Origin of the sequence: Roseovarius sp. MMSF_3281, assembly GCF_030733685.1 — a bacterium.
GTDB lineage: Bacteria > Pseudomonadota > Alphaproteobacteria > Rhodobacterales > Rhodobacteraceae > Roseovarius.
In genome coordinates this window covers 153,783-177,784 of the sequence record NZ_JASHIM010000002.1, presented here as the reverse complement: position 1 = coordinate 177,784, position 24,002 = coordinate 153,783, and the positions used below count along the sequence as shown (strand labels likewise).

Below are 24,002 nucleotides of genomic sequence, written 5' to 3'. Positions count from 1 at the left end.
ATGAAAATCACGCGATCCGGTGCAAACCCGTCCAATCCCGGTCCCGAGGACTATTTCACAGGCACCGTCCGCATCGACCCGTTGTTCACCGCCGAATCTCCGGGCCGCACCAGTGGCGCCCAGGTCACGTTCGAGCCCGGTGCGCGAACCGCATGGCATACGCACCCGGCGGGTCAGACGCTTATTGTCACGTTCGGAAGGGGCCGGGTTCAGCGAGACGGCGGCCCCGTCGAAGAGATTCGGCAGGGCGACGTTGTCTGGTTTCCAGCAGGCGAGAAACACTGGCACGGGGCCTCGCCGGATACGGCCATGAGCCATATCGCCATTCAGGAAAGCATTGATGGAACACCCGTCACCTGGATGGAGAAGGTTTCGGATGAAGACTACGGCGGTTGAAATCCGCCGTGGCTTTGCCGCAGCATGGCACTATCATTCTGGGAAACACATCGAAGCGCCGACGCGCCAGCCCCACCGCGCCACAATTCCGCAAGGAGGTCTTATGCAGCTTAATGTCAATGGATCGACCCATGAGGTCGATGTCGAGCCGGATACCCCGCTTTTGTGGGTCATCCGCGAAGAGATCGGTCTGACCGGCACGAAATTCGGCTGTGGGATCGCGCAATGCGGGGCCTGTACCGTTCTCGTCGACGGTCAGCCCACCCGGTCTTGCGTGACCCCGGCCGAGGGGCTGGAAGGGGCAAAAATCACCACGATCGAAACCGTTGAGGACGATCCGGTCGGCAAAAAGGTGGTCGAAGCCTGGGTCGATCAGCAAGTGCCCCAATGCGGCTATTGCCAATCCGGGCAGGTGATGGCCGCGACCGCACTTCTGACCCAAACCCCGAATCCAAGCGATGCCGACATCGACGCCGCGATGACCAACCTTTGCCGCTGCGGCACCTACAACAAGCTCCGCGCCGCCATTCGCAGCGCTTCGGAGGGCTGAACCATGAAGGACCTGACACCAGACCCCAACCGCCCGCTCAACGTCTCGCGCCGTGGCTTTCTGGCCGGAACGGGCGCGCTTGTCCTCTCGGTCAGTCTTCCTACACGGAACGCCCGCGCGCAAGGAGAGGCTGCGCCTGTCGACGCGTATCTGGCGTTGAACACCGATGGCACCGCCACCCTGCAAAGCCCCTTCATCGAAGGCGGGCAGGGCGTGTTCTCGGCACTGGCGCAGATCGTCGGTGAAGAACTCGATCTTGAGCCTTCGCAGATTGCCGTGGAATGTGCCCCGCCGGGCGACGCCTACAAGACGATAGACGGGGCCCGCTTTACCGGCGGCAGCTTGTCGATACGGTCCAGCTATACCCTTATGCGGACGCTCGGCGCCTCGGCCCGCACGATGCTGGTACAGGCAGCAGCCGACGCATGGGGCGTGGAGGCCGGCGAAGTCACTACCGAGCCGGGCACGATTTTACACGAGGCCAGCGGCCGCCAAGCTGGTTTCGGTGACTTTGCCGAAGCAGCGATGGATATGCCCGTGCCCACGGGTGTCAGCCTGCGTGACCCGGTCGAATTCCGCTGGATCCGCCAACCCCTGCCCCGTTACGATGTAAGGTCGAAGTCAACCGGGCAAGCGGAATACAGTATTGATGTCCAGATCGACGGGCTGCTGAACGCCGCTGTTCGCCACGCACCGCGCCTTGGCTTGACACCCAGCTCGGTGGAAAACCTCGACGAGGTCGAAGCGATGCGCGGCGTGCACTCCGTACATATGCTGGACGGTGCCGTCGCCGTAGTGGCCGATAAATTCTGGCAGGCCCGGCGCGCGGTCGAGTCCGCGAAGATCGCGTGGGAGGCAGGCGATTCCAACTACCCGATGCCCGCCGACTTCTCGTCGACGGAGTTTCGTGATGTCCTGCGGGCCGAGGCCGGACCCGGCGTCGAAGTAGAAGCCGAGGGCGATGCGCCTCAAGCGCTGGAAAACGCCGAGACCGTGATCGAAGCCGAGTATGATGCACCCTTCCTTGTCCATGGGCAGCTTGAGCCGCCCTCGACAACCGCGAGGTTCAACAAAGACGGGACGCTTGATCTGTGGCTGCCCAACCAGGCGCCGGAAATGTTCCAAGGTGCAGCGGCGGGCGCCGCCGGTATTCCCGCTGAAAACATCCGCATCCATTCCCAGCTTCTGGGTGGCTTTTTCGGGCGACATTTCCTTTACGCCGATGCAAGCCCCTTCCCGCAGGCGATCCAACTGGCCCGCGCCACGGGCCGTCCGGTCAAGGTGCTTTGGACCCGCGAGGAAGAGTTCCTGCGCGATGCGAACCGGCCCATGGCGGTTGCCCGGTTCCGCGGTGCGGTCGATGCGAACGGCCCCGCCGCACTGGCGATCGAGGCGGTCGGCGAAGCCCCCATCGGCCGCTGGTACGGGGCTTCGCCGGGTCAGGACGGCTCGGCACATGAAGGCCTTAGTGGCAAGCCCTACGCCATCGGCAACAGGCGGGTCGGACATGTCTTCGTACAGAACCCCGCGATGATCGGTTTCTGGCGCTCGGTCGGGCACTCGATGAACGATTTCTTTTATGAATCGTTCCTTGACGAATTGGCCGAAGCAGCGGGCCGCGATCCGTTCGAGATGCGGCATGACTTGCTGGAAGGGTCGAACCGGCACCGCACGTTGCTTGAGACCGTCGCGGACCTGTCCGGCGGCTGGCAGGGCACAGCCTTCGATGCCGAAGGCGGCGAGCGCCGGGCACGGGGTGTGGCCATGGCCTCGCCCTTCGGCTCGGAGACCGCGACCATCGCCGAGGTCTCGCTCGATGGCGGCGCGGTACGCGTGCATCAAGTCTGGGTCGCGATCGACCCCGGCCAGATCGTCAATCCGGCGGTCATCGAGGCACAGGTTCAATCCGCGGTCGCGCTTGGCGTGTCGCAGACACTGGTCGAGGAACTGGTCTACGATGACGGCGAACCGCAGGCGCGCAATTTCGATCTCTACCCCATCCTGCGACCGGATCAGATGCCCGAGGTCCATGTCAGGATCGTCGAAAGCGGCGCCACGATGGGCGGGGTCGGAGAGCCCGGTCTGCCCGGGGTCGCTCCGGCAATTGTTAATGCCGTGGCGAATCTGACGGGGCAACGCGTGCGTAGCTTGCCGTTGTCCAAGTACGATTTCGGATAGGCAGATCAACGAACAGCCGCCGCATTGATTGCGGCGGTGAGACCCGTTGGCAAGCCTAAACCTGCACAAGCATTAAGCCGGTGCGCCCCGAAAGGCCCCGGCTTTTTCGATGCCGATCACAGTTTAGAAATCAAGGTTCTCAACGCTAAGCGCGTTTTGCTGGATGAATTCACGCCGCGGCTCAACCACATCACCCATCAGCTTGGTGAACAGGTCGTCTGCCTCGGCCACGTCATCCACCTTTACTTGCAACAACGTGCGCGCTTCGGGATCCAAAGTGGTTTCCCAAAGTTGGTCCGGGTTCATCTCACCCAGACCCTTATATCGTTGAAGAGTCAGACCTTTTTCGCCTTCCTTGAGGATCGCATCCAGAAGGTCGAGGGGGCCGTATATCTGTTGCACGCGCTCTTTTCTGACAAGGGTGGCGGGCTCTTTGTAGGTGTCGCGCAGGCCTTCGGTCATCTGGCCCAGTTTGCGCGCCTCGCCACCGCGCAGGACGGGGCCATCAAGCGTGCGGACCTCTTCCACGCCACGCAGCATGCGGGTTAGGCGCATGCCTTGATCTTGGGTGGGGCGGCCTTGCCAGCCGCGTTCGTATTCAAGTGCAATAAGGTCAAGGCGGGTGGCCACAGCATTGGCGACGCCCTGCAAATCGGCATCCGCGCGCCCCGGCACAAATGCCTCGGCAATTGCGGCCTGCTCAAGGATGTGACGCGGGTAATGCGTTGGAAAGGCATGCAAAATTCGCTTTGCCTGCCGGGCCTCTTCGACCACGCGTACCAGATCCTGACCGACGATTTCTTCGCCCGAGCCAAGACGCAGAACCGCGTCAACAGTCCCCTGTTGGATCAAATAATCCTCAAGCGCGGGCTCATCCTTGAGGTAAACCTCTGATTTTCCTCGCATAACCTTGTATAGAGGGGGCTGCGCGATATAGAGGTAACCGCCTTCGATCAACTCGGGCATCTGCCGGTAGAAAAAGGTTAACAGCAGGGTCCGAATATGCGCGCCATCGACGTCGGCGTCGGTCATCAGAACAATCTTATGATAGCGCAGTTTGGAAATATCGAACTCATCGCGGCCAATGCCGGTGCCAAGCGCCATGACCAGATTGCCGATTTCCTGGCTTGAAAGCATCCGGTCAAAACGCGCGCGTTCAACGTTAAGAATTTTACCCTTGAGCGGCAGAATCGCCTGCGTGCCACGGTCGCGCCCGGTTTGGGCCGAGCCCCCGGCGCTGTCACCCTCGACGATAAAAAGTTCGGTCTTGGCCGGGTCTTTTTCCGAACAATCCTTGAGCTTCCCGGCGAGGTAATTCACATCCATCGCCGTCTTGCGGCGGGTCAGTTCGCGGGCCTTGCGGGCAGCCTCGCGCGCGAGGGCGGCTTCGATGATCTTGCCGACGATCTGCTTGGCCTCATTGGGGTTTTCTTCGAACCACTCGGACAGCTTTTCGTTAACCAACCCCTCGACCGCTGGCCGCACCTCGGAACTAACAAGCTTGTCCTTGGTTTGGCTGGAGAATTTCGGATCGGGCACCTTGACGGACAGAACACAAGTCAGGCCCTCACGCGCGTCGTCACCGGTGAAATTAACCTTTTCCTTCTTGGCGATCCCGCTTTCCTGCGCGTATTTCTGAATGGTCCGCGTCAGCGCCCCACGAAAGCCCGCCATATGGGTGCCGCCGTCCCGCTGCGGGATGTTGTTGGTGAAGGGCAAAACCGTCTCGTGGTAGCTGTCGTTCCACCACATCGCCACCTCGACACCGATGTCGTCACGTTCCCCGGTGACAAAGATCGGCTCTTCGAACATCGGGGCCTTGTGGCGATCGAGGTACTTGACGAATTCCTTAACGCCGCCCTCGTAATGCAGCTCGGTTTCAAGGGGTTCTTCGGGGCGTTCATCGCGCAGGATGATGCGCACACCCGAGTTCAGGAAGGCCAGTTCGCGCAGGCGTTTTTCGAGAATTTCGAAACTATAGTCGAGGTTCGAAAAAGTGTCTGTCGAGGCAAGAAACCGCACCTCGGTGCCCTTTTTGCCATTGGCATCACCGACGACTGTCAGGTGTTCCGATGTCTCGCCGCGTTCGAACTTGGCATAGTGTTCTTTGCCGTTGCGCCAGATGCGCAGCTCCAGCCAATCGGAGAGGGCGTTCACGACGGACACGCCGACACCGTGCAACCCCCCGGAAACCTTATAAGAATTGCTGTCGAACTTACCACCGGCATGCAGTTGGGTCATGATGACCTCGGCGGCGGAAACGCCTTCTTCCTCGTGCATGTCGACGGGGATACCACGGCCATTATCACTGACCGAAATGGAAGAATCCTTGTGAATCGAGACAGTTACGGCATCGGCATGACCGGCAAGCGCTTCGTCGATGCCGTTATCGACCACCTCATAGACCATATGGTGCAAACCAGAGCCATCATCGGTATCGCCGATATACATGCCCGGCCGCTTGCGGACAGCCTCTAACCCTTTGAGAACCTTGATAGAATCGGCGCCATAATCTTCGGGAGATGGGACTGCTTCGGCCATGCGTTTTTATCCTTGTCACGTTTGCGATTTTATACGCTTTTCTTGCGGCAATGTCACGTGATCACCACAACAGAATGTGGTTTTAGGCTCAATCGAGTCTTCCCTGAGAATCAAAGGGTTAACAGGGCGTGCGAACGTACGAGTCGTACGCAACACCCGCCATTTTCGTACGAAAATCCGGGGGTCTGGAAAGACTGTCGTACGAGTCGTACGAAACTTCGCTAACTGAGCACGATCAGGCCTGCCACAAGGATCAGCAAAACGCCCGACACGATGTTCGTCCGGCGCAGGGCCACAGGCGACGCCAGAAGGCGGCGCACACGGTCGATGAACAGCGCCATGGTCAGGTTTCCGGCCAAGGGCACCACGAAGGAAATCGTGACGATGGCCGCAATGTCGAGCGGGGTGACCGCGGTCAAATCAAAGAAGCCCGGCAACATACCCATGTAAAAGAGAATGGCCTTGGGGTTGCCAAGGATCACCGCCAACCCGGCCATGAACCCCGCCCAAGCGCCGGGGCGGGTGAGACGGCTGTCGGCAGCGATGGTGCGGTCAGCGTTTCGAATAAGCAAAACCCCCATGACGGCGAACATGACAACGGCGACATATTTCAGCACCACCATCAGGCCATCGAAGGTTGCGGCAACCCATGTGACACCAAGCACCGCCAAGAGCGGCCATAGAACATCACCCACGGCCACGCCAAGCGCGAGGGGCCATGCGGCGGGAAAGCCGCCGCTCAGCCCGCGCGCCATAAGCGCGAGCCAAACCGGGCCGGGCGTGAAGAACAACACCAGCATCGCGCCGGCATAAAGCCAGAGATCGAACGGCGTGAGGCTCATTCCGGGGGGTCCGGCAAAGTGAGGCTGCCATCTTGGGCCAAGGGCCAGAAGGGGTTCATCGCAACCTCCCAGACATGGCCATCCGGGTCGGCGTAATAGCCGGAATAGCCGCCCCAAAACACCTTTTCCGGGGCTTTGAGGGCGGTGGCCCCGGCGTCGAGCGCTTGGGCAAAGGCGGTATCAACCTCGGCCTCGGTTTCGAAGTTCTGGGCAAGGGTCATCGCGCCGGTACCAAGCGGGGCGTCAGGGCGGCCTTGGTCGGCGGCGAGGGCCGCGCGCCCGAAGAGGCCAAGAACCTGGCCGTTCAACTGGTAAAAGGCGATGCTTTCGGTTTCCTCTGCCGGGGTCCACCCGAGGGCGGCGTAAAAAACCTTGGCGCGGCTCAGGTCGTTTACGCCAAGGGTGATCAGGGTAACGCGCTGTGGGGTCATGGGGCGGGCCTTTCATGGGTTGTGCTGATGCCGTGGGTTTCGGTCACCTCAAGGTACTGCGCCCGCTCACCCAGTTCGGCGAAAAGTTCGGGGCCCGTGCCTGTCATCCAGGCCTGCGCACCAAGCGCGCAAATCTCGTCGTAAAGCGCGGCGCGGCGGGTGGCGTCGAGGTGGGCGGCGACCTCATCCAGAAGCAAGATCGGCGGGGCGCCGAAATCCTGTGTCAGGGCGCGGGCATTGGCAAGGATGAGCGAAACCAAAAGGGCCTTTTGTTCACCGGTGGAACAATCGCGGGCGGGCACGCCCTTGGCGGCATAGACGCCGTAAAGATCCGAACGATGCGGCCCCACCAAGGTTCGCCCGGCAGCCAGATCGCGAAAGCGGCTTTCCGAAAGGGCATCGCGCAGGTCCGAAACGGTTTCGGGCATTTCGCCCTCGGTCGTGGTCAGTTCCAGTTCCGCCGCCGGGAAGGCGGTTTCGGCCTGTGCCTGGGCGGCTTGCAACTGCTCAAGCGCGAAAAGGCGATTGGCGTGGATCGCCGCCCCCGCCTCGGCCATCTGCCGTTCAAGGGCGATGTACCAATGCCCGTCGCGCACCTGATCCTTGAGCAGGCGGTTGCGTTCGCGCATGGCTTTTTCATAGGCCAGCGTCACGTCAGCGTGGTCGGGCCGGAAACTGAGCGTCATGCGGTCAAGGAACCGGCGGCGGCCTTCGGTCCCTTCGATCCAAAGCCTGTCCATCGAGGGGATAAGCCAGAGGACACGGGCGATACGGCCAAGGGCGGTTTGGCTGGCGGTTTTGCCGTCGATCCGGGTTTGGCGGGCGGCCCCCTCCTCGGACCATGTTTCGACCTCGTGCAGCTGATGGAGGGAATGAAGATGGCCGGTAACCTTCCAGCCCAGGGCCTCGGGGCGGCGCGCCATGTCCTGTGCCGCGGCCCGGCGCAACCCGCGACCGGGCGAGATCAGCGAAACCGCCTCGATGACATTGGTCTTGCCCGCGCCGTTGGGGCCATGAATGGCCACGGGGCGGGCATCCAATGACAGCCGCGCGCCCTTGTGAGAACGGAAATGCGACAGTGTCAGGGAGGAGAGGTAGAGGCCGGGCATTCACGCCCTTTCATCTTTCCAAAAATACTCCCGCCGGGGGCGTCCTGCCCCATGTCACACGCGCATCGGCATGACCACATAGACGGCAGAGGTATCATTGCCTTCGCGCATCAGGGTTGGATCGCCCGAGGAGTTGAAGAGGAACACGGCGTTTTCGCGGTCGACTTGGCTGGCGATTTCAAGCAGGTACTTGGCGTTGAAACCGATCTCCAACCGCTCGTCGCCATAGGCCACGGCCAGTTCCTCCTCGGCGGCGCCGCTGTCGGGGGCGTTGACCGAAAGCACAAGGCGGTCTTCGTCCAGGGCCAGTTTCACCGCGCGGGAGCGTTCGGAGCTGACGGTGGCCACGCGATCCACGGCTTGGGCAAATTCGGCGGCGTCCACTTCCATCTTGCGGGTGTTTCCCTGCGGGATAACGCGGGTGTAATCGGGGAAGGTGCCGTCGATCACTTTGGACGTAAGCGTGATGTCGGGCGTTGCAAAGCGCACCTTGGTTTCCGAGACCGACACGGCGATTTTCATATCGTCGTCGTCCAGCAGCTTGCGCAGCTCACCCACGGTTTTGCGCGGCACGATCACGCCCGGCATGTCCTCGGCCCCGTCGGGCAGGTCGGCGTCGATCCGGGCAAGGCGGTGGCCATCGGTGGCCACGCAACGCAGGACTTTGCCGCCTTCGGACTCGGAGACATGCATGTAGACGCCGTTGAGGTAATAGCGGGTTTCCTCGGTCGAGATGGCGAATTTCGATTTGTCGAAAAGGCGGCGCAGGGTCGGCGCGGGCGCCGAGAAATTGGCGCTGTATTCCGACGAGGCCATGACCGGGAAGTCTTCTTTCGGCAGGGTCGCGAGGTTGAAGTTCGAGCGGCCCGCCTCGACCGTCAGGCGCCCTGATGCGCCATCGTCGGTCAGGGTGACAAGCGCGCCATCGGGCAGCTTGCGGACGATCTCGTGCAGGGTGACGGCGGATACCGTGGTGGCACCGGCGCGTTCGACCTGTGCCGGGGCCTTGTCGACCACTTCGATATCAAGGTCGGTGGCGCGGAAATGCACGGCGTCGCCTTCGGCTTCGATCAGCACGTTGGCGAGGATCGGAATGGTGTTGCGGCGCTCGACCACCGATTGGGCCTGTGCCACGGCCTTGAGCAGCGTTCCGCGTTCGATGCTGAGTTTCATAACCCTCGCTCCCTAGTCAGGTGCCGACCCTCTGGCCGGGGGAGCACGTTAGCAACTTCCCCTTTGGCCTCAAGCCTTTTGTTGTGTTTTCGGGTTTATTCACATGCGCGTCAAGAGCGGCCCTGAAGTTGTGGGCCGCTCTGACGCTTTGTGGCGCGAAAGGCGCTTAACCTTCGAGCGTACGGCGCAGCATTTCCAGATCGTCGGCAATCTGGGCATCCTGGTGGCGCAACTCGTCGATGCGTTTGACGCCGTGCATGACGGTGGTGTGATCACGCCCGCCAAAGCGGCGGCCGATTTCCGGCAACGAGCGGCTGGTCAGTTGCTTGCACAGGTACATGGCCACCTGTCGCGGGCGCGCGAAGCTGCGCAGGCGCTTGGGGCCGATCATGTCCGAAAGGCGGATGTTGTAGTGATCCGAGACCTGCCGCTGGATTTCTTCGACCGAAACCTTGCGTTCGGAGGCGCGCAGCACATCGGCAAGACAATCCTGTGTCAGTTCCAGCGTGATTTCGTGACCCACCAGCGAGGCGAAGGCGAACAGCCGGGTCAGCGCCCCTTCGAGCACCCGCACATTGGTGGAAATGCGGTGCGCGAGGAACTCAAGCACGCCATCGGCGATTTTCAGGCCCGGGTACTGGGCGCTGTATTGTTCGGTTTTCGATTGCAGGATGCCGAGACGCAATTCGTAATCGGTGGGGTGCAGATCGACGACAAGGCCGCATTGCAGGCGCGATTGAATGCGTTCCTCAAGGTTGGCGATTTCACCCGGGGCGCGGTCGGCCGAGATGATGATTTGCTTTTTCTGGTCGATCAGCGCGTTGAAGGTATGGAAAAACTCTTCTTGCGTGCTTTCCTTGCCAGCGATGAATTGCACATCATCCACCATCAGAACGTCGACCGAGCGGAACATTTCCTTGAAGTCCATGGTCTTGCGGTCGCGCAGGGCCTGCACGAAGCGGTACATGAACTGTTCGGCGGACAGGTAGATCACGCTGAGGTCGGGGCGCCGGGCCTGAAGTTCCCAGGCGATGGCGTGCATGAGGTGCGTTTTGCCAAGGCCGACACCGCCATAGAGAAACAGCGGGTTGAAGGTGACAGGGCCGCCTTCGGCCACACGTTTCGCCGCGGCATGGGCCAGTTCGTTGGGCTTGCCGACGATGAAGCTGTCGAATGTGAAACGGTCATCCAGAGGGGCGGTCGGGAAAAGACCTTCACTGGCCGTGGTTGTCTTGGCGGCGGGCGCGGGATCTGTGCCCTGATCGGCGGCCGCCGTTCCGCTGCCCGCGGACTCGGACATCGGGCGCGCGGCGCTGTTGGCCGCGACACTGAAGTTGATCCGGCGGACATCGCCGTTGATATGGCCCATCTGATACAGGATCAGATCGCCAAAGTTCTGCGATACGTAATTCCCCAGAAAGCTGGTGGGGGCCGCAAGGGTGGCAACCCCGTCTGAGACGCCCTGAAGCTCAAGCGGCTCAATCCATGTTTTGTAATTGTTACTGCCGACAGTCTTCAGAAGCTGTTGTTTGACTTGGCCCCATTGTTCTTGTGTCATGACATCCCGTTCCACAAATCCACATTCCGCAACCGCGACAAGCGGCGAATGCGACACAAGCCCAGAGGCGTTTTGGCATAGCCTTTTCGCGCCGCTGAAACATCAACGGAGGAAGGGCTGTCGCCAAATCAATACTCTCAATGCGTCAGCGGACCAGTTGGCGCAGAAATCCCCATAACTGCAAAATCAACAAAGCCTGCTGCGTGTCTACTTGTTGGACGACCGGGACATCAGCCCCGGATACAGCATCGCACACCCATGATGATCAAGTTGATCAAGCTGTGCCATGCTGCAATTGCCTGTCCCCCCAAGCGTGAATCGCAGGAACGAAGCTAGCAATTTGCAGGGTGCTGCGGCAACTGTTCTTAGCGCTTGACTCTGTGTTTGGTGAAAAAGAATCTCTATCCCTTTGGGTAGACCCGGACACGGAAAAAGACGCCACAGGAATGGGGCGTCTTTTGAATTCAATAGCTTAGGCTTGTATTTAGCCGAGGGCCTTCACGCGGGCCGCGAGACGCGAGATTTTGCGCGATGCGGTGTTCTTGTGAAAGACGCCTTTCGAGACGCCGCGCATCAGCTCGGGCTGTGCGACGCGCAGGGCGTTTTGGGCGGCGTCCTTATCGCCCGAGGCGATGGCCTCTTCGACATTGCGCAGGTAGGTACGGATGCGCGAACGGCGGGCTTTGTTGACGGCGAAGCGGCGTTCGTTCTGACGGGCGCGCTTTTTGGACTGGGGCGTATTTGCCATTTTGAATCAAACCTTTGTTTCGGGTTCTGTCTGTTAACTGTGGTGCACGTGGACAACCCGAACCGGCATTGCATCAACCGGGGTGATTCTGGCCAGAGCGGGCCGCACGCGCATGTATGACGCCCGCCTATACAACAGTTTGCCACGATTGCAAACGAGAATTGCCGAAGGGCGAAACATCGAATGTGAAAAAGGCGCGCGATGAACGCGCGCCTTTTGGGGTTTTCGATTCGTTGTGCGGCCTCCGGATCAGGATTTCATCGAATCCCAGAAGCTTTTGACCGAAGAGAAAAAGCTTTTGCTTTCGGGGTTGTTATCCTCCGACATCTGCTCGAACTCGCGCAGAAGCTCTTTCTGGCGGCCGGTCAGGTTAACCGGGGTTTCCACAGCCAGTTCGATGAACATATCGCCCGCACCACCGCCGCGCAGGGCGGGCATGCCCTTGTTGCGCAGGCGCATCTGGCGGCCCGATTGAGAGCCAGCGGGAATCTTCACCCGGCTGCGGCCACCGTCGATGGTGGGCACCTCGATATCGCCACCAAGGGCGGCGGTGGTCATCGAGACGGGAACGCGGCAGAACAGGTTGCTTTCCTCGCGTTCGAACAACTCGTGCGGCGAAACCTCGATGAAAATATAGAGGTCGCCCGGCGGACCGCCACGCATCCCGGCCTCACCCTCGCCGGCAAGGCGAATACGGGTGCCGGTTTCGACCCCGGCGGGGATGTTCACGCTGAGCGCGCGGTCTTTTTCAACGCGGCCTTGCCCATGGCAGGTTTTGCAGGGGTTCTTGATGATCTGGCCCAGCCCAGAGCAAGTGGGGCAAGTGCGTTCAACGGTAAAGAATCCTTGTTGCGCACGTACCTTGCCCATGCCCGAACAGGTGGGGCATGTGGTGGGTTCGGCACCGCCTTCGGCGCCTGAGCCGTCACAGGCATCGCATTGCACCGAAGTGGGTACGTTGATGGTTTTTTGCAGGCCGCCAAAAGCCTCTTCCAGAGTGACGCGCAGGTTGTAGCGCAGGTCCGAGCCACGCGCGGCGCGTTGCCGCCCGCCCGGGCCACGCCCGCCGCCCATGAAATCACCGAAGAGATCATCGAAAACATCCGAGAAGGCCGAGGCGAAATCGCCCTGACCGGGATGCCCGCCAAAGCCACCGCCCGGTCGCGCGCCCGCGCCGGTGCCCCCATCGAAAGCGGCATGACCATAGCGGTCATAGGCGGCTTTCTTTTCGGGATCCTTCAGAACATCATAGGCCTCGCCCGCTTCCTTGAACTGCGCCTCGGAGTCGGGGTTGTCCTTGTTGCGGTCGGGGTGAAGTTCCTTGGCCTTCTTGCGGTAGGCTTTCTTGATCTCGTCGGCCGAGGCGCCCTTGGAAAGCCCAAGCACTTCGTAATAGTCGCGTTTGGCCATCGGGGATCTCCTTTTTATGGAACACGCGGGGCCGGCCCAAGGATCGGACCGGCCCCGTTGGTCCCGTCAGGCGCCTTACGAGCGCTTGTCGTCGTCGAGGTCCTCGAAGTCGGCGTCGACGATATCATCGTCGGCCGGGCCAGCCGCGTCATCCGAAGCGGCGGGGCCGTCTTCGCCTTCCTCGGCTTGGGCCTTGTAGATCGCCTCGCCCAGTTTCATGGCGGCCTCGGTCACGTTCTGGATGCCACCTTTGATCTTGTCAGCGGTCGCATCATCCTTTTCGAGGTCATCCTTGAGCGCGGCCACGGCCAATTCGATGGCTTCAACCGTGGTCGGATCAACCTTGTCGCCGTGTTCTTCAAGCGATTTCTCGGTCGAGTGGACCAGGCTTTCGGCCTGGTTCTTGGCCTCGACCAGTTCCTTGCGCTCCTTGTCGGCCTCGGCGTTTTCCTCGGCTTCCTTGACCATGTTCTCGATGTCTTCGTCGCTCAGGCCACCGGAGGCTTGGATCGTGATCTTCTGCTCCTTGTTGGTGCCCTTGTCCTTGGCGGAAACCGAAACGATGCCGTTGGCGTCGATGTCGAAGGTCACCTCGATCTGGGGCATGCCGCGCGGTGCCGGCGGGATGTCTTCGAGGTTGAACTGACCCAGAAGCTTGTTATCGGCGGCCATCTCACGCTCACCCTGGAACACGCGGATCGTCACGGCGCCCTGGTTGTCTTCGGCGGTCGAGAAGATCTGGCTTTTGTTCGTCGGGATCGTGGTGTTGCGGTCGATCAGGCGGGTGAAGACACCGCCCAGAGTTTCGATACCAAGCGACAGCGGGGTCACGTCGAGCAGGACAACGTCCTTGACGTCGCCTTGCAGAACGCCGGCCTGAATGGCGGCACCCATGGCGACGACCTCATCGGGGTTGACGCCTTTGTGCGGCTCTTTCCCGAAGAACTTGGTCACTTCCTCGACCACTTTGGGCATACGGGTCATACCACCGACGAGAACGATCTCGTCGATTTCGTTGGCGGCAAGGCCCGCGTCCTTCAATGCGGCCTGGCAAGGCTTCATCGAGGATTTGATCAGGTCGCCCACAAGGCTTTCCAGCTTGGCGCGGGTCAGTTTGATGACCATGTGCAGCGGCTGACCGTCCGAACCCATCGAGATAAACGGCTGGTTGATCTCGGTTTGCGAGCTGCTGGACAGTTCGATCTTGGCTTTCTCGGCGGCTTCTTTCAGGCGCTGGAGGGCCATCTTGTCCTTGGTCAGGTCGACGCCGTTTTCCTTTTTGAATTCATCGGCGAGGTAGTTGACGATGCGCATGTCAAAGTCTTCACCGCCAAGGAAGGTGTCGCCGTTGGTCGACTTCACCTCGAAGAGGCCATCGTCGATCTCAAGGATGGTCACGTCGAAGGTACCGCCGCCAAGGTCATAGACCGCGATGGTGTGGGTATCTTCCTTGTCGAGGCCATAGGCCAGCGCGGCCGCGGTCGGCTCGTTGATGATGCGCAGCACTTCGAGGCCGGCGATTTTGCCGGCGTCCTTGGTGGCCTGACGCTGGGCGTCGTTGAAATAGGCGGGCACGGTGATGACGGCCTGCGTCACCTCTTCGCCAAGGTAAGACTCGGCGGTTTCTTTCATCTTGCCGAGGATGAAAGCCGAGATCTGGCTGGGCGAATATTTCTCGCCGCGGGCTTCGACCCATGCATCGCCGTTGCCGCCGTCGATGACGTTGAACGGCATGTTCTTCTTGTCCTTGGCAAGATCGCTGTCGTCATTGCGACGACCGATCAGGCGCTTGACGCCAAAGACGGTGTTCTCGGGGTTGGTCACGGCCTGCCGCTTGGCGGATTGGCCGACGAGGCGTTCATCTTCGGTGAAGGCCACGATGGAGGGCGTGGTACGCGCCCCTTCGGAGTTCTCGATCACCCGTGCCTGGCTACCGTCCATGATAGCAACGCAGGAGTTGGTGGTGCCGAGGTCAATACCAATGACTTTGGACATGTTTTTCGATCCCTTCTGTCTCAAGGCGATTGTGCGGACGCCCGACCCGTTTCGGCATCAGGCCCCCGGTTTCGAGGCGGAGGGCATCGCCCGTACCGCGCTTCGTGGCGTATATAGGCAGGGGTCACGGAGCCTGCAAGCGCTTGGGCTACCCGGAATTTGCAATTTTGCGGTTAATCGCGGGCGGATTTTAAGCGAATCTGGCATGGTGAGCGGCATGGATATTCTGGAAATACGTGGATTCCGCATTTATCGCGGGTTTTTGGACGCAGATGCGCAGGCGGGCCTGGTCGGGGATTTGCGCGCCGTTGCAGCGCAGGCACCGATGTTTTCGCCGATGACGCCTTATGGCAAGCCGATGCGGGTCAAGATGACATCGGCGGGCAAATATGGCTGGATGTCGGACAGGCGCGGCTATCGCTATGTCACGCAGCATCCCGATGGTGCCGATTGGCCACCGATTCCCGAGCGGGTTCAGGACATTTGGCGCAAGCTGGTGAGTGACGAACGCGCGCCCGATTGCTGCCTTGTGAACTACTATGGCGAGGGCGCGCGGATGGGCATGCACCAGGATCGCGACGAGGCGGATTTTTCCTGGCCGGTGCTGTCGGTGTCGCTTGGCGATGAGGGGCTTTTCCGGATCGGCAACCAGACGCGCGGCGGCAAGACCGAATCCATCTGGCTTCGGTCGGGCGACGTGGTGGTGATGGGGGGCGACGCGCGGCTGACCTATCACGGGGTGGATAAAATCAGGTCAGGATCCTCCAGCCTTTTGGAGAAGGGCGGACGAATCAACCTGACATGCCGGGTGGTGGATTGATCCTTTGGTGGGGGTCAGTTGGGCGCGAGAGTGCAACAGCCGGTGTAATGGGTCGGCTGCCCGATGAAGGGAAAGATCGTCAGGTCAGCGGCAAGGCCATAAGTGCGGTCGGACATCCCGTCAGAGCAGAGGCGCGTGCTGGCAAGAAGCAAGGCGCCGGTGCGCGATCGACCGGTGTAAAGCCGCGCGAATTTGCCCAGAACACCCGGTGTCGCCACGCTTTGGTAGCTGTCAAAGGTGATTGGGGCCTCGCCGATCCATTCAAATTGTGCCCCGTCGGGATGGATCGACATGCCCCAAAACGGTTCGGTCCCGAAGCAGCTAACCTGACCGGTCAAGGCATCGTCGGACTGCCCGGATTGTCGCGCAAGAAACGACAGCGACGCCCAACCCGACCGCTCATTCGTGTTGACCTGCGCCCAGTTCCCTTGCACGCGGATCACTTCGATATCCGTGGCGCCGGGGGCGAGGGTTCCGACCACCTTCCCCGAAGCAGCGGGTGCGTCGCGGACGTTGAGAACATCATCGGCCGCTACGCCAGACACATCGTAGAGTGCCGGGTAGGTTTGTGCCCAGGTCACAGCAGGCAGCAAGAGTGACAGCAGAAAGGTAAGGACGCGGATCATCGGCGGGCGTTCCAGCTGCTTGAGGCGTATTGCCGGGTATAGAATTCGCCCATCAACCCGATCATGAGCAAGGCAAGGCTTACGTAAAGCGGGTATTCCCATGAAGAATTGCGTGGAAAGTAGTTGCCGAACGTAAAGCCGCGGCATTGGTCGATGGTATGGAAAAGCGGATTCCAGTCGAACATGGCAAGCATGGAGGGCGGCAGGGAATTGGCCACGAACATCTTGCCCGAGGCGATCATGTTGACGCGCTGGTAGACGGTGGTGAAGATTCCCACGACCGTTGGAAACCACGGCTTGATCGCCAGCAGGCAAAGGCCGATCACCACACCCGCGAACCATGACAGCAAAAGCATGCCGATGGCCGCCAGGGGCTCGTCCACCTCGAACGGGGTGACAGCCACGTGGTAGACAAACAGGATCATCGCCATCGACAGGACCTGAATGTAAAGCGAGGCCAGTGCCGTGGAGGCGATCGCGATGATGGTGTTCATCGGCGCGTGCTGCATCATCGGCGATGACGGCCCTTCCGCCCCGACGACAGCCCCGAGCGCTTTCACATGGGTCATGAACAGGAAAATGCCGGACATCATGTAAAGCAGGAAGTCACCGCGCAGGCGCGCGCCCTTCAGGCCGAGGATCGAGAACATGACATAGAAGGCCATGACGAAAATAACCGCCTGCATCATGTTGCTGCCCAGCGCCCAAAGCGCGTTGCCATGGGATTTCCGAACGCTTCGAACGGTGGCGTGATAGATCAATTCGACCAGCGCGATGGCCGAATGAAGCTTGGATTTTGGCCTAACGTTCTGGAACATGTCGTCGCTGCCCGGCTGCCTGCTGGATTTATTGCACGGATTTCTTGCTGTCCGGTTACCCAAGTATCATAAGGGGCGGCAGGCAATCTCGCAATATGCGGAGTTTTTACCGCGCCATTAGACTATCGGAGAGTGACATTGGATTACGAAAAACTTGTGGCCGTGATGCGCCGCTTGGCCCTGGAGGCAGGCGACAGGATCATGGAAATTTACAATTCCGACGATTTCGACGTGAAGGTTAAATCGGATGACAGCCCGGTCACCGAGGCCGATGAGGCCGCCGATGCCCTGATCTCGGCGGGATTGCGCGCCGAATTTCCCGATGTGCTTTTGATCACCGAAGAGCAGGCCAATTCGCACAGCATGACCGGCGAGACCTTCCTGATTGTCGATCCTTTGGATGGCACCAAGGAATTCATCAACCGGCGCGGCGATTTCACGGTCAATATTGCTTATGTGGAAAACGGCGTGCCGACCCGGGGGGTTGTCTATGCCCCGGCGCGCGAGCGGATGTTCCTGACGCTGGCGGATGGCCGTTCGGCGGAAGAAGTGGCCCCCTTTGTTGCCGATACCATGGGGGTTGTGCACCCGATCGAGGTGTCGAATGCCGATAACAGCGCCCTGATGGTGGTGGCCAGCAAATCGCACCGCGATCAGGCCACCGAGGATTACATCAACAAATATGCCGTCAAGGACATGAAAAGCGCGGGGTCGTCGCTCAAGTTCTGTTTGATCGCGACAGGCGAGGCGGATGTCTATCCACGGGTCGGGCGCACGATGGAATGGGATACCGCCGCAGGCCATGCGGTGTTGCATGGCGCGGGCGGTCGCGTGGTGCGTTTCGATGATCACAGCCCGCTGACCTATGGCAAGGAAGGTTATGCCAACCCGTTCTTCATTGCCTATTCGCCTTCGGTGGAGTTGAAATCGGCGTAATGTCGGTTCTGGTTGTCATTCCCGCCCGCTATGCCTCGTCCCGCTATCCCGGCAAACCGCTTGCCGAGTTGCGCGGGGCAACCGGCGAGTCGAAAAGCCTGATCCGCCGTTCGTGGGAGGCCGCGCAGGGTGTTGCGGATGTGGAGCGTGTGGTTGTCGCCACCGACGACGCGCGTATCAAGACCGCCTGCGCGGCCTTTGGCGCCGAGGTTGTCATGACCTCGGAGGCCTGCGCCAACGGAACGGAACGCTGTGCCGAGGCGCATGAGGCGCTGGGCGGCGGGTATGAGATCGTGGTGAATTTGCAGGGCGATGCCCCGCTGACCCCGCATTGGTTTATCGAGGATCTTGTGCGCGGTCTTCGCGAGGACGACCAGGCCGACCTTGCCACACCGGTCTTGCGCTGTGACGGTCGGGCGCTGAACGGGTTCCTGGAAGATCGGGCGAATGGCCGTGTCGGCGGCACGACCGCCGTTTTCGGCACGGGGGGGCATGCGCTGTATTTCTCGAAAGAGGTCATCCCCTATACCGGGTCGTATTATGCAGATACCGATGAAACGCCCGTGTTCCATCACGTCGGCGTTTATGCGTATCGCCCCGATGCCCTGTCACACTATCCGACGTGGCAGGCCGGCCCGCTGGAGGGCCTTGAGGGGTTGGAGCAACTTCGCTTTCTTGAACGCGGGCGGCGTATCCTGTGTGTTGAAGTGCAATCGCGCGGACGACAGTTTTGGGAGTTGAACAACCCCGAAGACGTGCCGCGACTGGAGGCCATGATGTCAGAAATGGGCATGCCCTGAAGCGGTGCGCGAAATGCAGGTCAAAAGCCAAGCGATACACGCGCTTCGCCTTTCGCTGATGGACCGGGTTAAAGGCGGAACGCGTCAGTACAATCCAGAAGCGTGGTTTATGGGCCAATTTCCCCAAAAAAACTACAATTTGCACCTAAATTTCTTCACCTTTCGGTCCTAATCATTGAGGGTGAGGACAAAGATCTCCGTTAAACGGTATGTGAACGAGGAACAGGTAGAATGCGAAGCAAGGTAACGAAGGCGATCTTTCCCGTGGCGGGCTTGGGAACACGGTTCCTGCCGGCGACCAAATCGGTGCCCAAGGAAATCATGACCCTGGTCGATCGCCCCTTGGTGCAATATGCCATCGACGAGGCCCGCGAGGCAGGGATCAAGGAATTCATCTTTGTCACCTCGCGCGGCAAAGGCGCGCTTGAGGATTACTTTGACAGCGCGCCGCAGCTGGAACAGGAATTGCGCAAGAAGGGCAAGGATGAACTTCTTGAGATCCTGAAAAACACCAACATGGACAGCGGCGAAGTGGCTTATATGCGGCAGCACAAGCCCCTTGGCCTTGGACATGCGGTTTGGTGCGCGCGGCGCTTGATCGCGAATGAACCCTTTGCCGTGATCCTTCCCGACGATGTGATCGCCGCCGAGCAATCCTGTCTTGCGCAGATGGTCGAGGCCTACGAGGAGACCCAAAACAACATGGTTGCCGCGATGGAAGTTTCCGACGATCAGGCCTCATCCTATGGTGTGCTGGACATCAAGGAGGACATGGGCCGGATCGTTTCGACCAAGGGCATGGTCGAGAAGCCGCAGAAGGGGACCGCCCCGTCGAACCTTGCCGTGATCGGGCGCTATATCCTGACGCCGCAGATCCTGCGCAACCTCAACAAGAAGAAATCGGGGGCGGGTGGCGAAATCCAACTGACCGATGCCATCGACGAGGCCCGCGAAAGCGGCGAGGAAGTCTATGGCTTTCGCTTCGAGGGCCAGCGGTTCGATTGTGGCTCAAAGGCCGGGTTCCTGCAGGCGTCAGTTGCCTTCGCCCTGGACCGCGACGATCTGCGCGACGATCTTTGGGCCTATCTGAATGACGTGGTTCATGCACGGAAGGCAGCCCAATAAGCGCCAGCCGCAATCGGGGTGTTTTGCGTGAACGGGCCGAAGGCTGAACACGGAACACCATGGCGGTTTTGAACGATCCGATACTGGCTTACAGGCTGCGGTGGAAACGCCGCCGCCTGTTGTTTCGCGCGCTGCGCAAACGCCCTCAGCTTCGCAGCGTGATCAATCGCACCGACCAGATTGCCAAGGGGGATATCCTGGCGGCGGTGACGGTTCGAAACGAGATGGTTCGCCTGCCCTATTTCCTTGAGCATCACCGGCGTTTGGGCGTGGCGCATTTTTTGTTCGTGGACAATAACAGCAACGATGGCACGCCCGAGTTTCTGGCCCGGCAACCCGACGTCTCGCTTTGGGGCACGCCGCACAGTTACAAGCTGTCGCGGTTCGGGATGGATTGGTTGACCGCCCTTTTGGCGCGGCATGGTCATGGGCATTGGTGCCTGACCCTGGATGCCGACGAGATTTTCATCTATCCGCATCACGACACCCGGCCCTTACCCGCATTGACCGATTGGCTTGAGCGGGAGGGCCGGGATTCGTTCGGGGCGCTGATGCTGGATATGTATCCAAAGGGCCGATTGAGCGAGCATGCCTATCACCCGGGCGATGATCCGTTTTCGGCGCTGTGCTGGTTCGATGGCGGCAATTACATGATCCAACGCAAGCCGGATTTGCAAAACCTGTGGATTCAGGGCGGCGTGCGGGCGCGGTGTTTTTTTGGGGACGAGCCGCGCCGCGCACCGACCATGGGGAAAATACCGCTGGTCCGGTGGAACCGCAGGTTTGCCTATGTCAGTTCCACGCATTCCCTGCTGCCGCGCCGGTTGAACCATGTCTATGCCGAAGACGGTGGCGAGATGGCCTCGGGTATCTTGATGCACAGCAAGTTCCTGAATGTCATCGTGGACAAGTCTGCCGAAGAAAAACGACGCCGTGAGCATTTCGCGAACAGCGATCTTTACGACACCTACTACGACAGCCTTATCGAAGACCCCGATCTGTGGTGCGGGGCATCGACCAAGTACATCAGTTGGCGGCAGCTTGAAGCCATGGGGTTGATGTCAAAGGGAAATTGGATTTGACGGCAGGCGGTTTCAAAACGATAAACAATCCAGATCAAAAACAGGGTTTGTTTTCAATAGAGAACGAGATTGTGTTAAGGTTTGGCGGGGTAGAGTCGAGCATGACAAACATGGCGAAAGGCAGGGGGTAACCGGTGCGGCCGTTGCAATCATATCGCATGCGGCTGAAGCGTAGGCGCGCCAAGGTGCGCGCATGGCGAAAACATTTTTCGCTGTTGCCGGTGCAAAACCGCACCAGCAAGATCAAACCGGGCGATGTTCTTTTGTTCTCGACCTTCCGCGACGAATACGTGCGCCTGCCCTATTTCATGAAATACTACCGTGATCTGGGCGTGTCGCATTTCATTATGGTCGACAACAACAGCCAGGACGGCGGGCGCGAATACCTTGCGGGACAGGAGGATGTCTCGCTCTGGACGACTAAGGCCAGCTACAAGAAGGCGCGTTTCGGTGTTGATTGGCTGAACTGGCTTCAAGGGAAATACGGCCATGGACATTGGACGCTTGTTGTCGATCCGGATGAATTCTTTATCTACCCGTTCTGTGACACCCGCCCCATCCGGGCGTTGACCGATTGGCTGGATACCTCGCAGGTGCGATCCTTTGGCGCGATGTTGTTGGATATGTATCCCAAGGGCCGGATCGACGCGGTGCCCTATCGGCTTGGGCAAGACCCGCTTGAGATCGCGGCGTGGTTTGATCCGGGCAATTACGTGATCGAGAAGAACAAGGCCTTTGGCAACCTGTGGATTCAAGGTGGCCCGAGGGCGCGGGTTTTCTTTCGCGAAAATCCAAAGAAGGCCCCGGCCCTGAACAAGACACCGCTGATCAAATGGGACAAGCGAAACGCCTATGTCAGTTCGACCCACATGGTTTTGCCGCGTGGCCTGAACCTGACGTATGACGAATGGGGCGGCGAGAAAGCCAGCGGCATCCTTCTTCACACCAAGTTTCTGGATACCTTTACCGCCAAGGCGGAAGAAGAGTTGGAACGCGGACAGCATTACGCGGCAAGCATGGAATACAAGGCCTATGCCGAAAGTCTGCGCGACAACCCCGACCTTTGGTGCAAATGGTCGGAGAAATATATAAACTGGCGTCAATTGGAAATTCTTGGGCTGATGTCCAAGGGAAACTGGGCTTGAGGAAAGGGCGGTCACGGGTGAGTGTCGGGATTGTCATGCTGGTGCATACGGCCTTTGACAGGGCCGAGCAGGTGGCGCGCCATTGGGCCGCCGCCGGGTGCCCCTTGGTGATCCACGCGGATAAATCCGTACCCAAAGCCACCTATGATGCCTTTGTGAAATCACTGTCGAATTTGCCGGATGTTCGCTTTTCCAAGCGGCATCGCTGTGAGTGGGGCACTTGGGGCCTTGTGGCGGCGACGCAGAGTGCATCGCAATTGATGTTGGATCAATTTCCCGATGTGCGGCATGTTTACCTTGCCTCCGGTTCGTGCCTGCCGTTGCGCCCGGTGCAGGAATTGATCGATTACCTAGCCGAGCGGCCCCAAACCGATTTCATCGAATCCGCAACCACCGCGGATGTGCCTTGGACAATCGGCGGGCTTGACCAAGAAAGGTTCACCCTGCGGTTCCCGTTTTCATGGCGCAAGCATCGCTATCTGTTTGACCGCTACGTCGCGCTGCAACGTGCCGTCGGGTACAAGCGACGTATCCCGAATGGCATTGTCCCGCACATGGGAAGCCAATGGTGGTGCCTGACCCGGCAAACCCTGTCGGCCATTCTGTCGGACCCCGAACGCGAGACCTATGACCGTTATTTCAAAACGGTGTGGATTCCCGATGAAAGCTATTTCCAGACGCTGGCGCGACAATATTCGCGGCAGATCGAAAGCCGTTCCCTGACCCTGTCGAAGTTCGATTACCAGGGTAAACCGCATATCTTTTACGACGATCACCTACAGCTTTTGCGCCGGTCCGATTGTTTCGTGGCGCGCAAGATATGGCCTTTTGCCAACCGGCTTTACGATGCCTTCCTGACCGACAAGGCCGGCGCGATGAAGCAGACCGAACCGAACCCCGGCAAGATCGACCGCATTTTCGCAAAGGCGGTTGAACGGCGGACGCGCGGACGGCCCGGCCTTTTGATGCAAAGCCGCTTTCCGGTGGAAGGACGCGAGAACGGCCTGACCTGCGCGCAGTATTCGGTGTTCGAAGGCTTCAGTGACCTCTTTGAGAATTTCGAGACCTGGCTGGCGAAGGCCACAGGAACACGCGTACACGGCCATCTTTTTGCCCCCGGGCGCGCCGAGTTTTCGGAAAGACAGACGGTTATGAACGGGGCCCTCAGCGACAGTGCGAGCCTGCGCGATTACAACCCGCGGGCCTTTTTGACGAGCCTGATCTGGAACACACGCGGCGAAAGGCAATGCTTTCAAATGGGGCCGCGCGACCATGTCAAGAAGATCGAATGGTATATTGCAAAAGACCCCAATGCGCAAATCTCGGTGATTACCGGTGCTTGGGCCGTGCCGCTGTTCAAGTCCAACGCCAATTTCTCGGACATCCGGCAGGAGGCCGCGCGCCTGCAACAGACCGAAAGCAAGCATTTGGAGGTTCTGCGCTCGCCTTGGACGAAAGCGCGGGTGCGCATTTGGACCATGGCCGAATTCATCGAGGCCCCGATGGAGCCGTTGCAGACAATTATCGACGAGATCGGCCAGCAAAACCTGCGCGGGCTGTCCGAGGTTCCGCGCATGTCGGACCTGAGCGGGTTCGGGCAATTCCTTCAAAACCTCAAGAACCAAGGGATGCACCCCTATTTGATGGGCGATTTCCCGGTGGCGCACGACCCGCATGAACCGCAGCAAAACAAACCGAAACCCTATCTGGTGCAATGAT

Annotated in this window: 21 protein-coding genes; 10 read left to right on the top strand and 11 right to left on the bottom strand. The window is 59.9% G+C overall.

What is annotated here, in order from left to right:
• The 3 genes from RBB32_RS03460 to RBB32_RS03450 all read left to right on the top strand — a co-directional run bounded on the left by RBB32_RS03460 (position 1) and on the right by RBB32_RS03450 (position 3,124).
• Positions 1-396: a cupin domain-containing protein gene (locus tag RBB32_RS03460; RefSeq protein ID WP_306151288.1), complete on the top strand. Its 396-nt coding sequence runs from the start codon at positions 1-3 to the stop codon at positions 394-396.
• 103 nt (positions 397-499) lie between these two features.
• On the top strand, positions 500-946 hold the full coding sequence (locus RBB32_RS03455; protein ID WP_306151287.1) for a (2Fe-2S)-binding protein: 447 nt from the start codon (positions 500-502) through the stop codon (positions 944-946).
• Positions 947-949: 3 nt separating this feature from the next.
• The gene (locus tag RBB32_RS03450) at positions 950-3,124 is read left to right on the top strand and encodes a molybdopterin cofactor-binding domain-containing protein (protein WP_306151286.1); all 2,175 of its coding nucleotides are present in this window, start codon (positions 950-952) and stop codon (positions 3,122-3,124) included.
• A 123-nt stretch (positions 3,125-3,247) separates the two neighbouring features.
• Here the strand turns inward: RBB32_RS03450 and gyrB are convergent, their stop codons facing one another.
• The 9 genes from gyrB to dnaK all read right to left on the bottom strand — a co-directional run bounded on the left by gyrB (position 3,248) and on the right by dnaK (position 14,931).
• A complete protein-coding gene (gene gyrB / locus RBB32_RS03445) occupies positions 3,248-5,665 on the bottom strand; it encodes a DNA topoisomerase (ATP-hydrolyzing) subunit B (protein ID WP_306151285.1) in 2,418 nt (805 codons plus the stop codon).
• Positions 5,666-5,886: 221 nt separating this feature from the next.
• A complete protein-coding gene (locus RBB32_RS03440; RefSeq protein ID WP_306151284.1) occupies positions 5,887-6,507 on the bottom strand; it encodes a LysE family translocator in 621 nt (206 codons plus the stop codon).
• Complete coding sequence (locus tag RBB32_RS03435) at positions 6,504-6,938, bottom strand: VOC family protein (RefSeq protein ID WP_306151283.1); 435 nt, start codon at positions 6,936-6,938, stop codon at positions 6,504-6,506. The genes RBB32_RS03440 and RBB32_RS03435 overlap by 4 nt, the downstream gene beginning before the upstream one ends.
• Entirely contained in the window at positions 6,935-8,047 is a 1,113-nt protein-coding gene (gene recF, locus RBB32_RS03430) for a DNA replication/repair protein RecF (RefSeq protein WP_306151282.1), read from the bottom strand. Before recF ends, RBB32_RS03435 begins: the two co-directional genes overlap by 4 nt.
• Before the next feature lie 54 nt (positions 8,048-8,101).
• Entirely contained in the window at positions 8,102-9,220 is a 1,119-nt protein-coding gene (gene dnaN, locus RBB32_RS03425; protein WP_306151281.1) for a DNA polymerase III subunit beta, read from the bottom strand.
• 166 nt (positions 9,221-9,386) lie between these two features.
• On the bottom strand, positions 9,387-10,778 hold the full coding sequence (gene dnaA, locus RBB32_RS03420) for a chromosomal replication initiator protein DnaA (protein WP_306151280.1): 1,392 nt from the start codon (positions 10,776-10,778) through the stop codon (positions 9,387-9,389).
• 484 nt (positions 10,779-11,262) lie between these two features.
• The gene (gene rpsT / locus RBB32_RS03415; protein ID WP_306151279.1) at positions 11,263-11,526 is read right to left on the bottom strand and encodes a 30S ribosomal protein S20; all 264 of its coding nucleotides are present in this window, start codon (positions 11,524-11,526) and stop codon (positions 11,263-11,265) included.
• A gap of 249 nt (positions 11,527-11,775) precedes the next feature.
• On the bottom strand, positions 11,776-12,936 hold the full coding sequence (gene dnaJ, locus RBB32_RS03410; protein WP_306151278.1) for a molecular chaperone DnaJ: 1,161 nt from the start codon (positions 12,934-12,936) through the stop codon (positions 11,776-11,778).
• A 75-nt stretch (positions 12,937-13,011) separates the two neighbouring features.
• The gene (dnaK, locus tag RBB32_RS03405; protein WP_306151277.1) at positions 13,012-14,931 is read right to left on the bottom strand and encodes a molecular chaperone DnaK; all 1,920 of its coding nucleotides are present in this window, start codon (positions 14,929-14,931) and stop codon (positions 13,012-13,014) included.
• Between the two features lie 217 nt (positions 14,932-15,148).
• Here dnaK and RBB32_RS03400 point away from each other — a divergent pair, with 217 nt between their 5' ends.
• Positions 15,149-15,751: an alpha-ketoglutarate-dependent dioxygenase AlkB gene (locus RBB32_RS03400; protein ID WP_306151276.1), complete on the top strand. Its 603-nt coding sequence runs from the start codon at positions 15,149-15,151 to the stop codon at positions 15,749-15,751.
• Positions 15,752-15,765: 14 nt separating this feature from the next.
• Here the strand turns inward: RBB32_RS03400 and RBB32_RS03395 are convergent, their stop codons facing one another.
• On the bottom strand, positions 15,766-16,377 hold the full coding sequence (locus tag RBB32_RS03395) for a COG3650 family protein (RefSeq protein ID WP_306151275.1): 612 nt from the start codon (positions 16,375-16,377) through the stop codon (positions 15,766-15,768).
• A complete protein-coding gene (locus RBB32_RS03390; protein WP_306151274.1) occupies positions 16,374-17,195 on the bottom strand; it encodes an ABC transporter permease in 822 nt (273 codons plus the stop codon). The genes RBB32_RS03395 and RBB32_RS03390 overlap by 4 nt, the downstream gene beginning before the upstream one ends.
• Positions 17,196-17,333: 138 nt before the next feature.
• Between RBB32_RS03390 and cysQ the strand changes: the two genes are divergently transcribed.
• The 6 genes from cysQ to RBB32_RS03360 all read left to right on the top strand — a co-directional run bounded on the left by cysQ (position 17,334) and on the right by RBB32_RS03360 (position 24,001).
• Entirely contained in the window at positions 17,334-18,131 is a 798-nt protein-coding gene (gene cysQ / locus RBB32_RS03385; protein WP_306151273.1) for a 3'(2'),5'-bisphosphate nucleotidase CysQ, read from the top strand.
• Positions 18,131-18,931: a 3-deoxy-manno-octulosonate cytidylyltransferase gene (locus RBB32_RS03380; RefSeq protein WP_306151272.1), complete on the top strand. Its 801-nt coding sequence runs from the start codon at positions 18,131-18,133 to the stop codon at positions 18,929-18,931. Before cysQ ends, RBB32_RS03380 begins: the two co-directional genes overlap by 1 nt.
• A gap of 231 nt (positions 18,932-19,162) precedes the next feature.
• Positions 19,163-20,056 carry a UTP--glucose-1-phosphate uridylyltransferase GalU gene (galU, locus tag RBB32_RS03375; protein WP_306151271.1) on the top strand — a complete coding sequence of 298 codons (894 nt, stop codon included), beginning with the start codon at positions 19,163-19,165 and terminating at the stop codon, positions 20,054-20,056.
• Positions 20,057-20,115: 59 nt separating this feature from the next.
• A complete protein-coding gene (locus tag RBB32_RS03370; RefSeq protein WP_306151270.1) occupies positions 20,116-21,138 on the top strand; it encodes a glycosyltransferase family 2 protein in 1,023 nt (340 codons plus the stop codon).
• A gap of 158 nt (positions 21,139-21,296) precedes the next feature.
• Entirely contained in the window at positions 21,297-22,283 is a 987-nt protein-coding gene (locus tag RBB32_RS03365) for a glycosyltransferase family 2 protein (protein ID WP_306151269.1), read from the top strand.
• Positions 22,284-22,300: 17 nt separating this feature from the next.
• Positions 22,301-24,001, top strand: a complete 1,701-nt coding sequence (locus tag RBB32_RS03360; RefSeq protein WP_306151268.1) for a beta-1,6-N-acetylglucosaminyltransferase — start codon at positions 22,301-22,303, stop codon at positions 23,999-24,001.
• The last annotated feature ends 1 nt before the right edge of the window (position 24,002 follow it).

Coding starts and splice junctions, on each gene's coding strand:
- RBB32_RS03460 (WP_306151288.1), top strand. CDS start 1: ATGAAAATCACGCGATCCGGTGCAAACCCGTCCAATCCCGGTCCCGAG.
- RBB32_RS03455 (WP_306151287.1), top strand. CDS start 500: ATGCAGCTTAATGTCAATGGATCGACCCATGAGGTCGATGTCGAGCCG.
- RBB32_RS03450 (WP_306151286.1), top strand. CDS start 950: ATGAAGGACCTGACACCAGACCCCAACCGCCCGCTCAACGTCTCGCGC.
- gyrB (WP_306151285.1), bottom strand. CDS start 5,665: ATGGCCGAAGCAGTCCCATCTCCCGAAGATTATGGCGCCGATTCTATC.
- RBB32_RS03440 (WP_306151284.1), bottom strand. CDS start 6,507: ATGAGCCTCACGCCGTTCGATCTCTGGCTTTATGCCGGCGCGATGCTG.
- RBB32_RS03435 (WP_306151283.1), bottom strand. CDS start 6,938: ATGACCCCACAGCGCGTTACCCTGATCACCCTTGGCGTAAACGACCTG.
- recF (WP_306151282.1), bottom strand. CDS start 8,047: ATGCCCGGCCTCTACCTCTCCTCCCTGACACTGTCGCATTTCCGTTCT.
- dnaN (WP_306151281.1), bottom strand. CDS start 9,220: ATGAAACTCAGCATCGAACGCGGAACGCTGCTCAAGGCCGTGGCACAG.
- dnaA (WP_306151280.1), bottom strand. CDS start 10,778: ATGACACAAGAACAATGGGGCCAAGTCAAACAACAGCTTCTGAAGACT.
- rpsT (WP_306151279.1), bottom strand. CDS start 11,526: ATGGCAAATACGCCCCAGTCCAAAAAGCGCGCCCGTCAGAACGAACGC.
- dnaJ (WP_306151278.1), bottom strand. CDS start 12,936: ATGGCCAAACGCGACTATTACGAAGTGCTTGGGCTTTCCAAGGGCGCC.
- dnaK (WP_306151277.1), bottom strand. CDS start 14,931: ATGTCCAAAGTCATTGGTATTGACCTCGGCACCACCAACTCCTGCGTT.
- RBB32_RS03400 (WP_306151276.1), top strand. CDS start 15,149: ATGGATATTCTGGAAATACGTGGATTCCGCATTTATCGCGGGTTTTTG.
- RBB32_RS03395 (WP_306151275.1), bottom strand. CDS start 16,377: ATGATCCGCGTCCTTACCTTTCTGCTGTCACTCTTGCTGCCTGCTGTG.
- RBB32_RS03390 (WP_306151274.1), bottom strand. CDS start 17,195: ATGTTCCAGAACGTTAGGCCAAAATCCAAGCTTCATTCGGCCATCGCG.
- RBB32_RS03380 (WP_306151272.1), top strand. CDS start 18,131: ATGTCGGTTCTGGTTGTCATTCCCGCCCGCTATGCCTCGTCCCGCTAT.
- galU (WP_306151271.1), top strand. CDS start 19,163: ATGCGAAGCAAGGTAACGAAGGCGATCTTTCCCGTGGCGGGCTTGGGA.
- RBB32_RS03370 (WP_306151270.1), top strand. CDS start 20,116: ATGGCGGTTTTGAACGATCCGATACTGGCTTACAGGCTGCGGTGGAAA.
- RBB32_RS03365 (WP_306151269.1), top strand. CDS start 21,297: ATGCGGCTGAAGCGTAGGCGCGCCAAGGTGCGCGCATGGCGAAAACAT.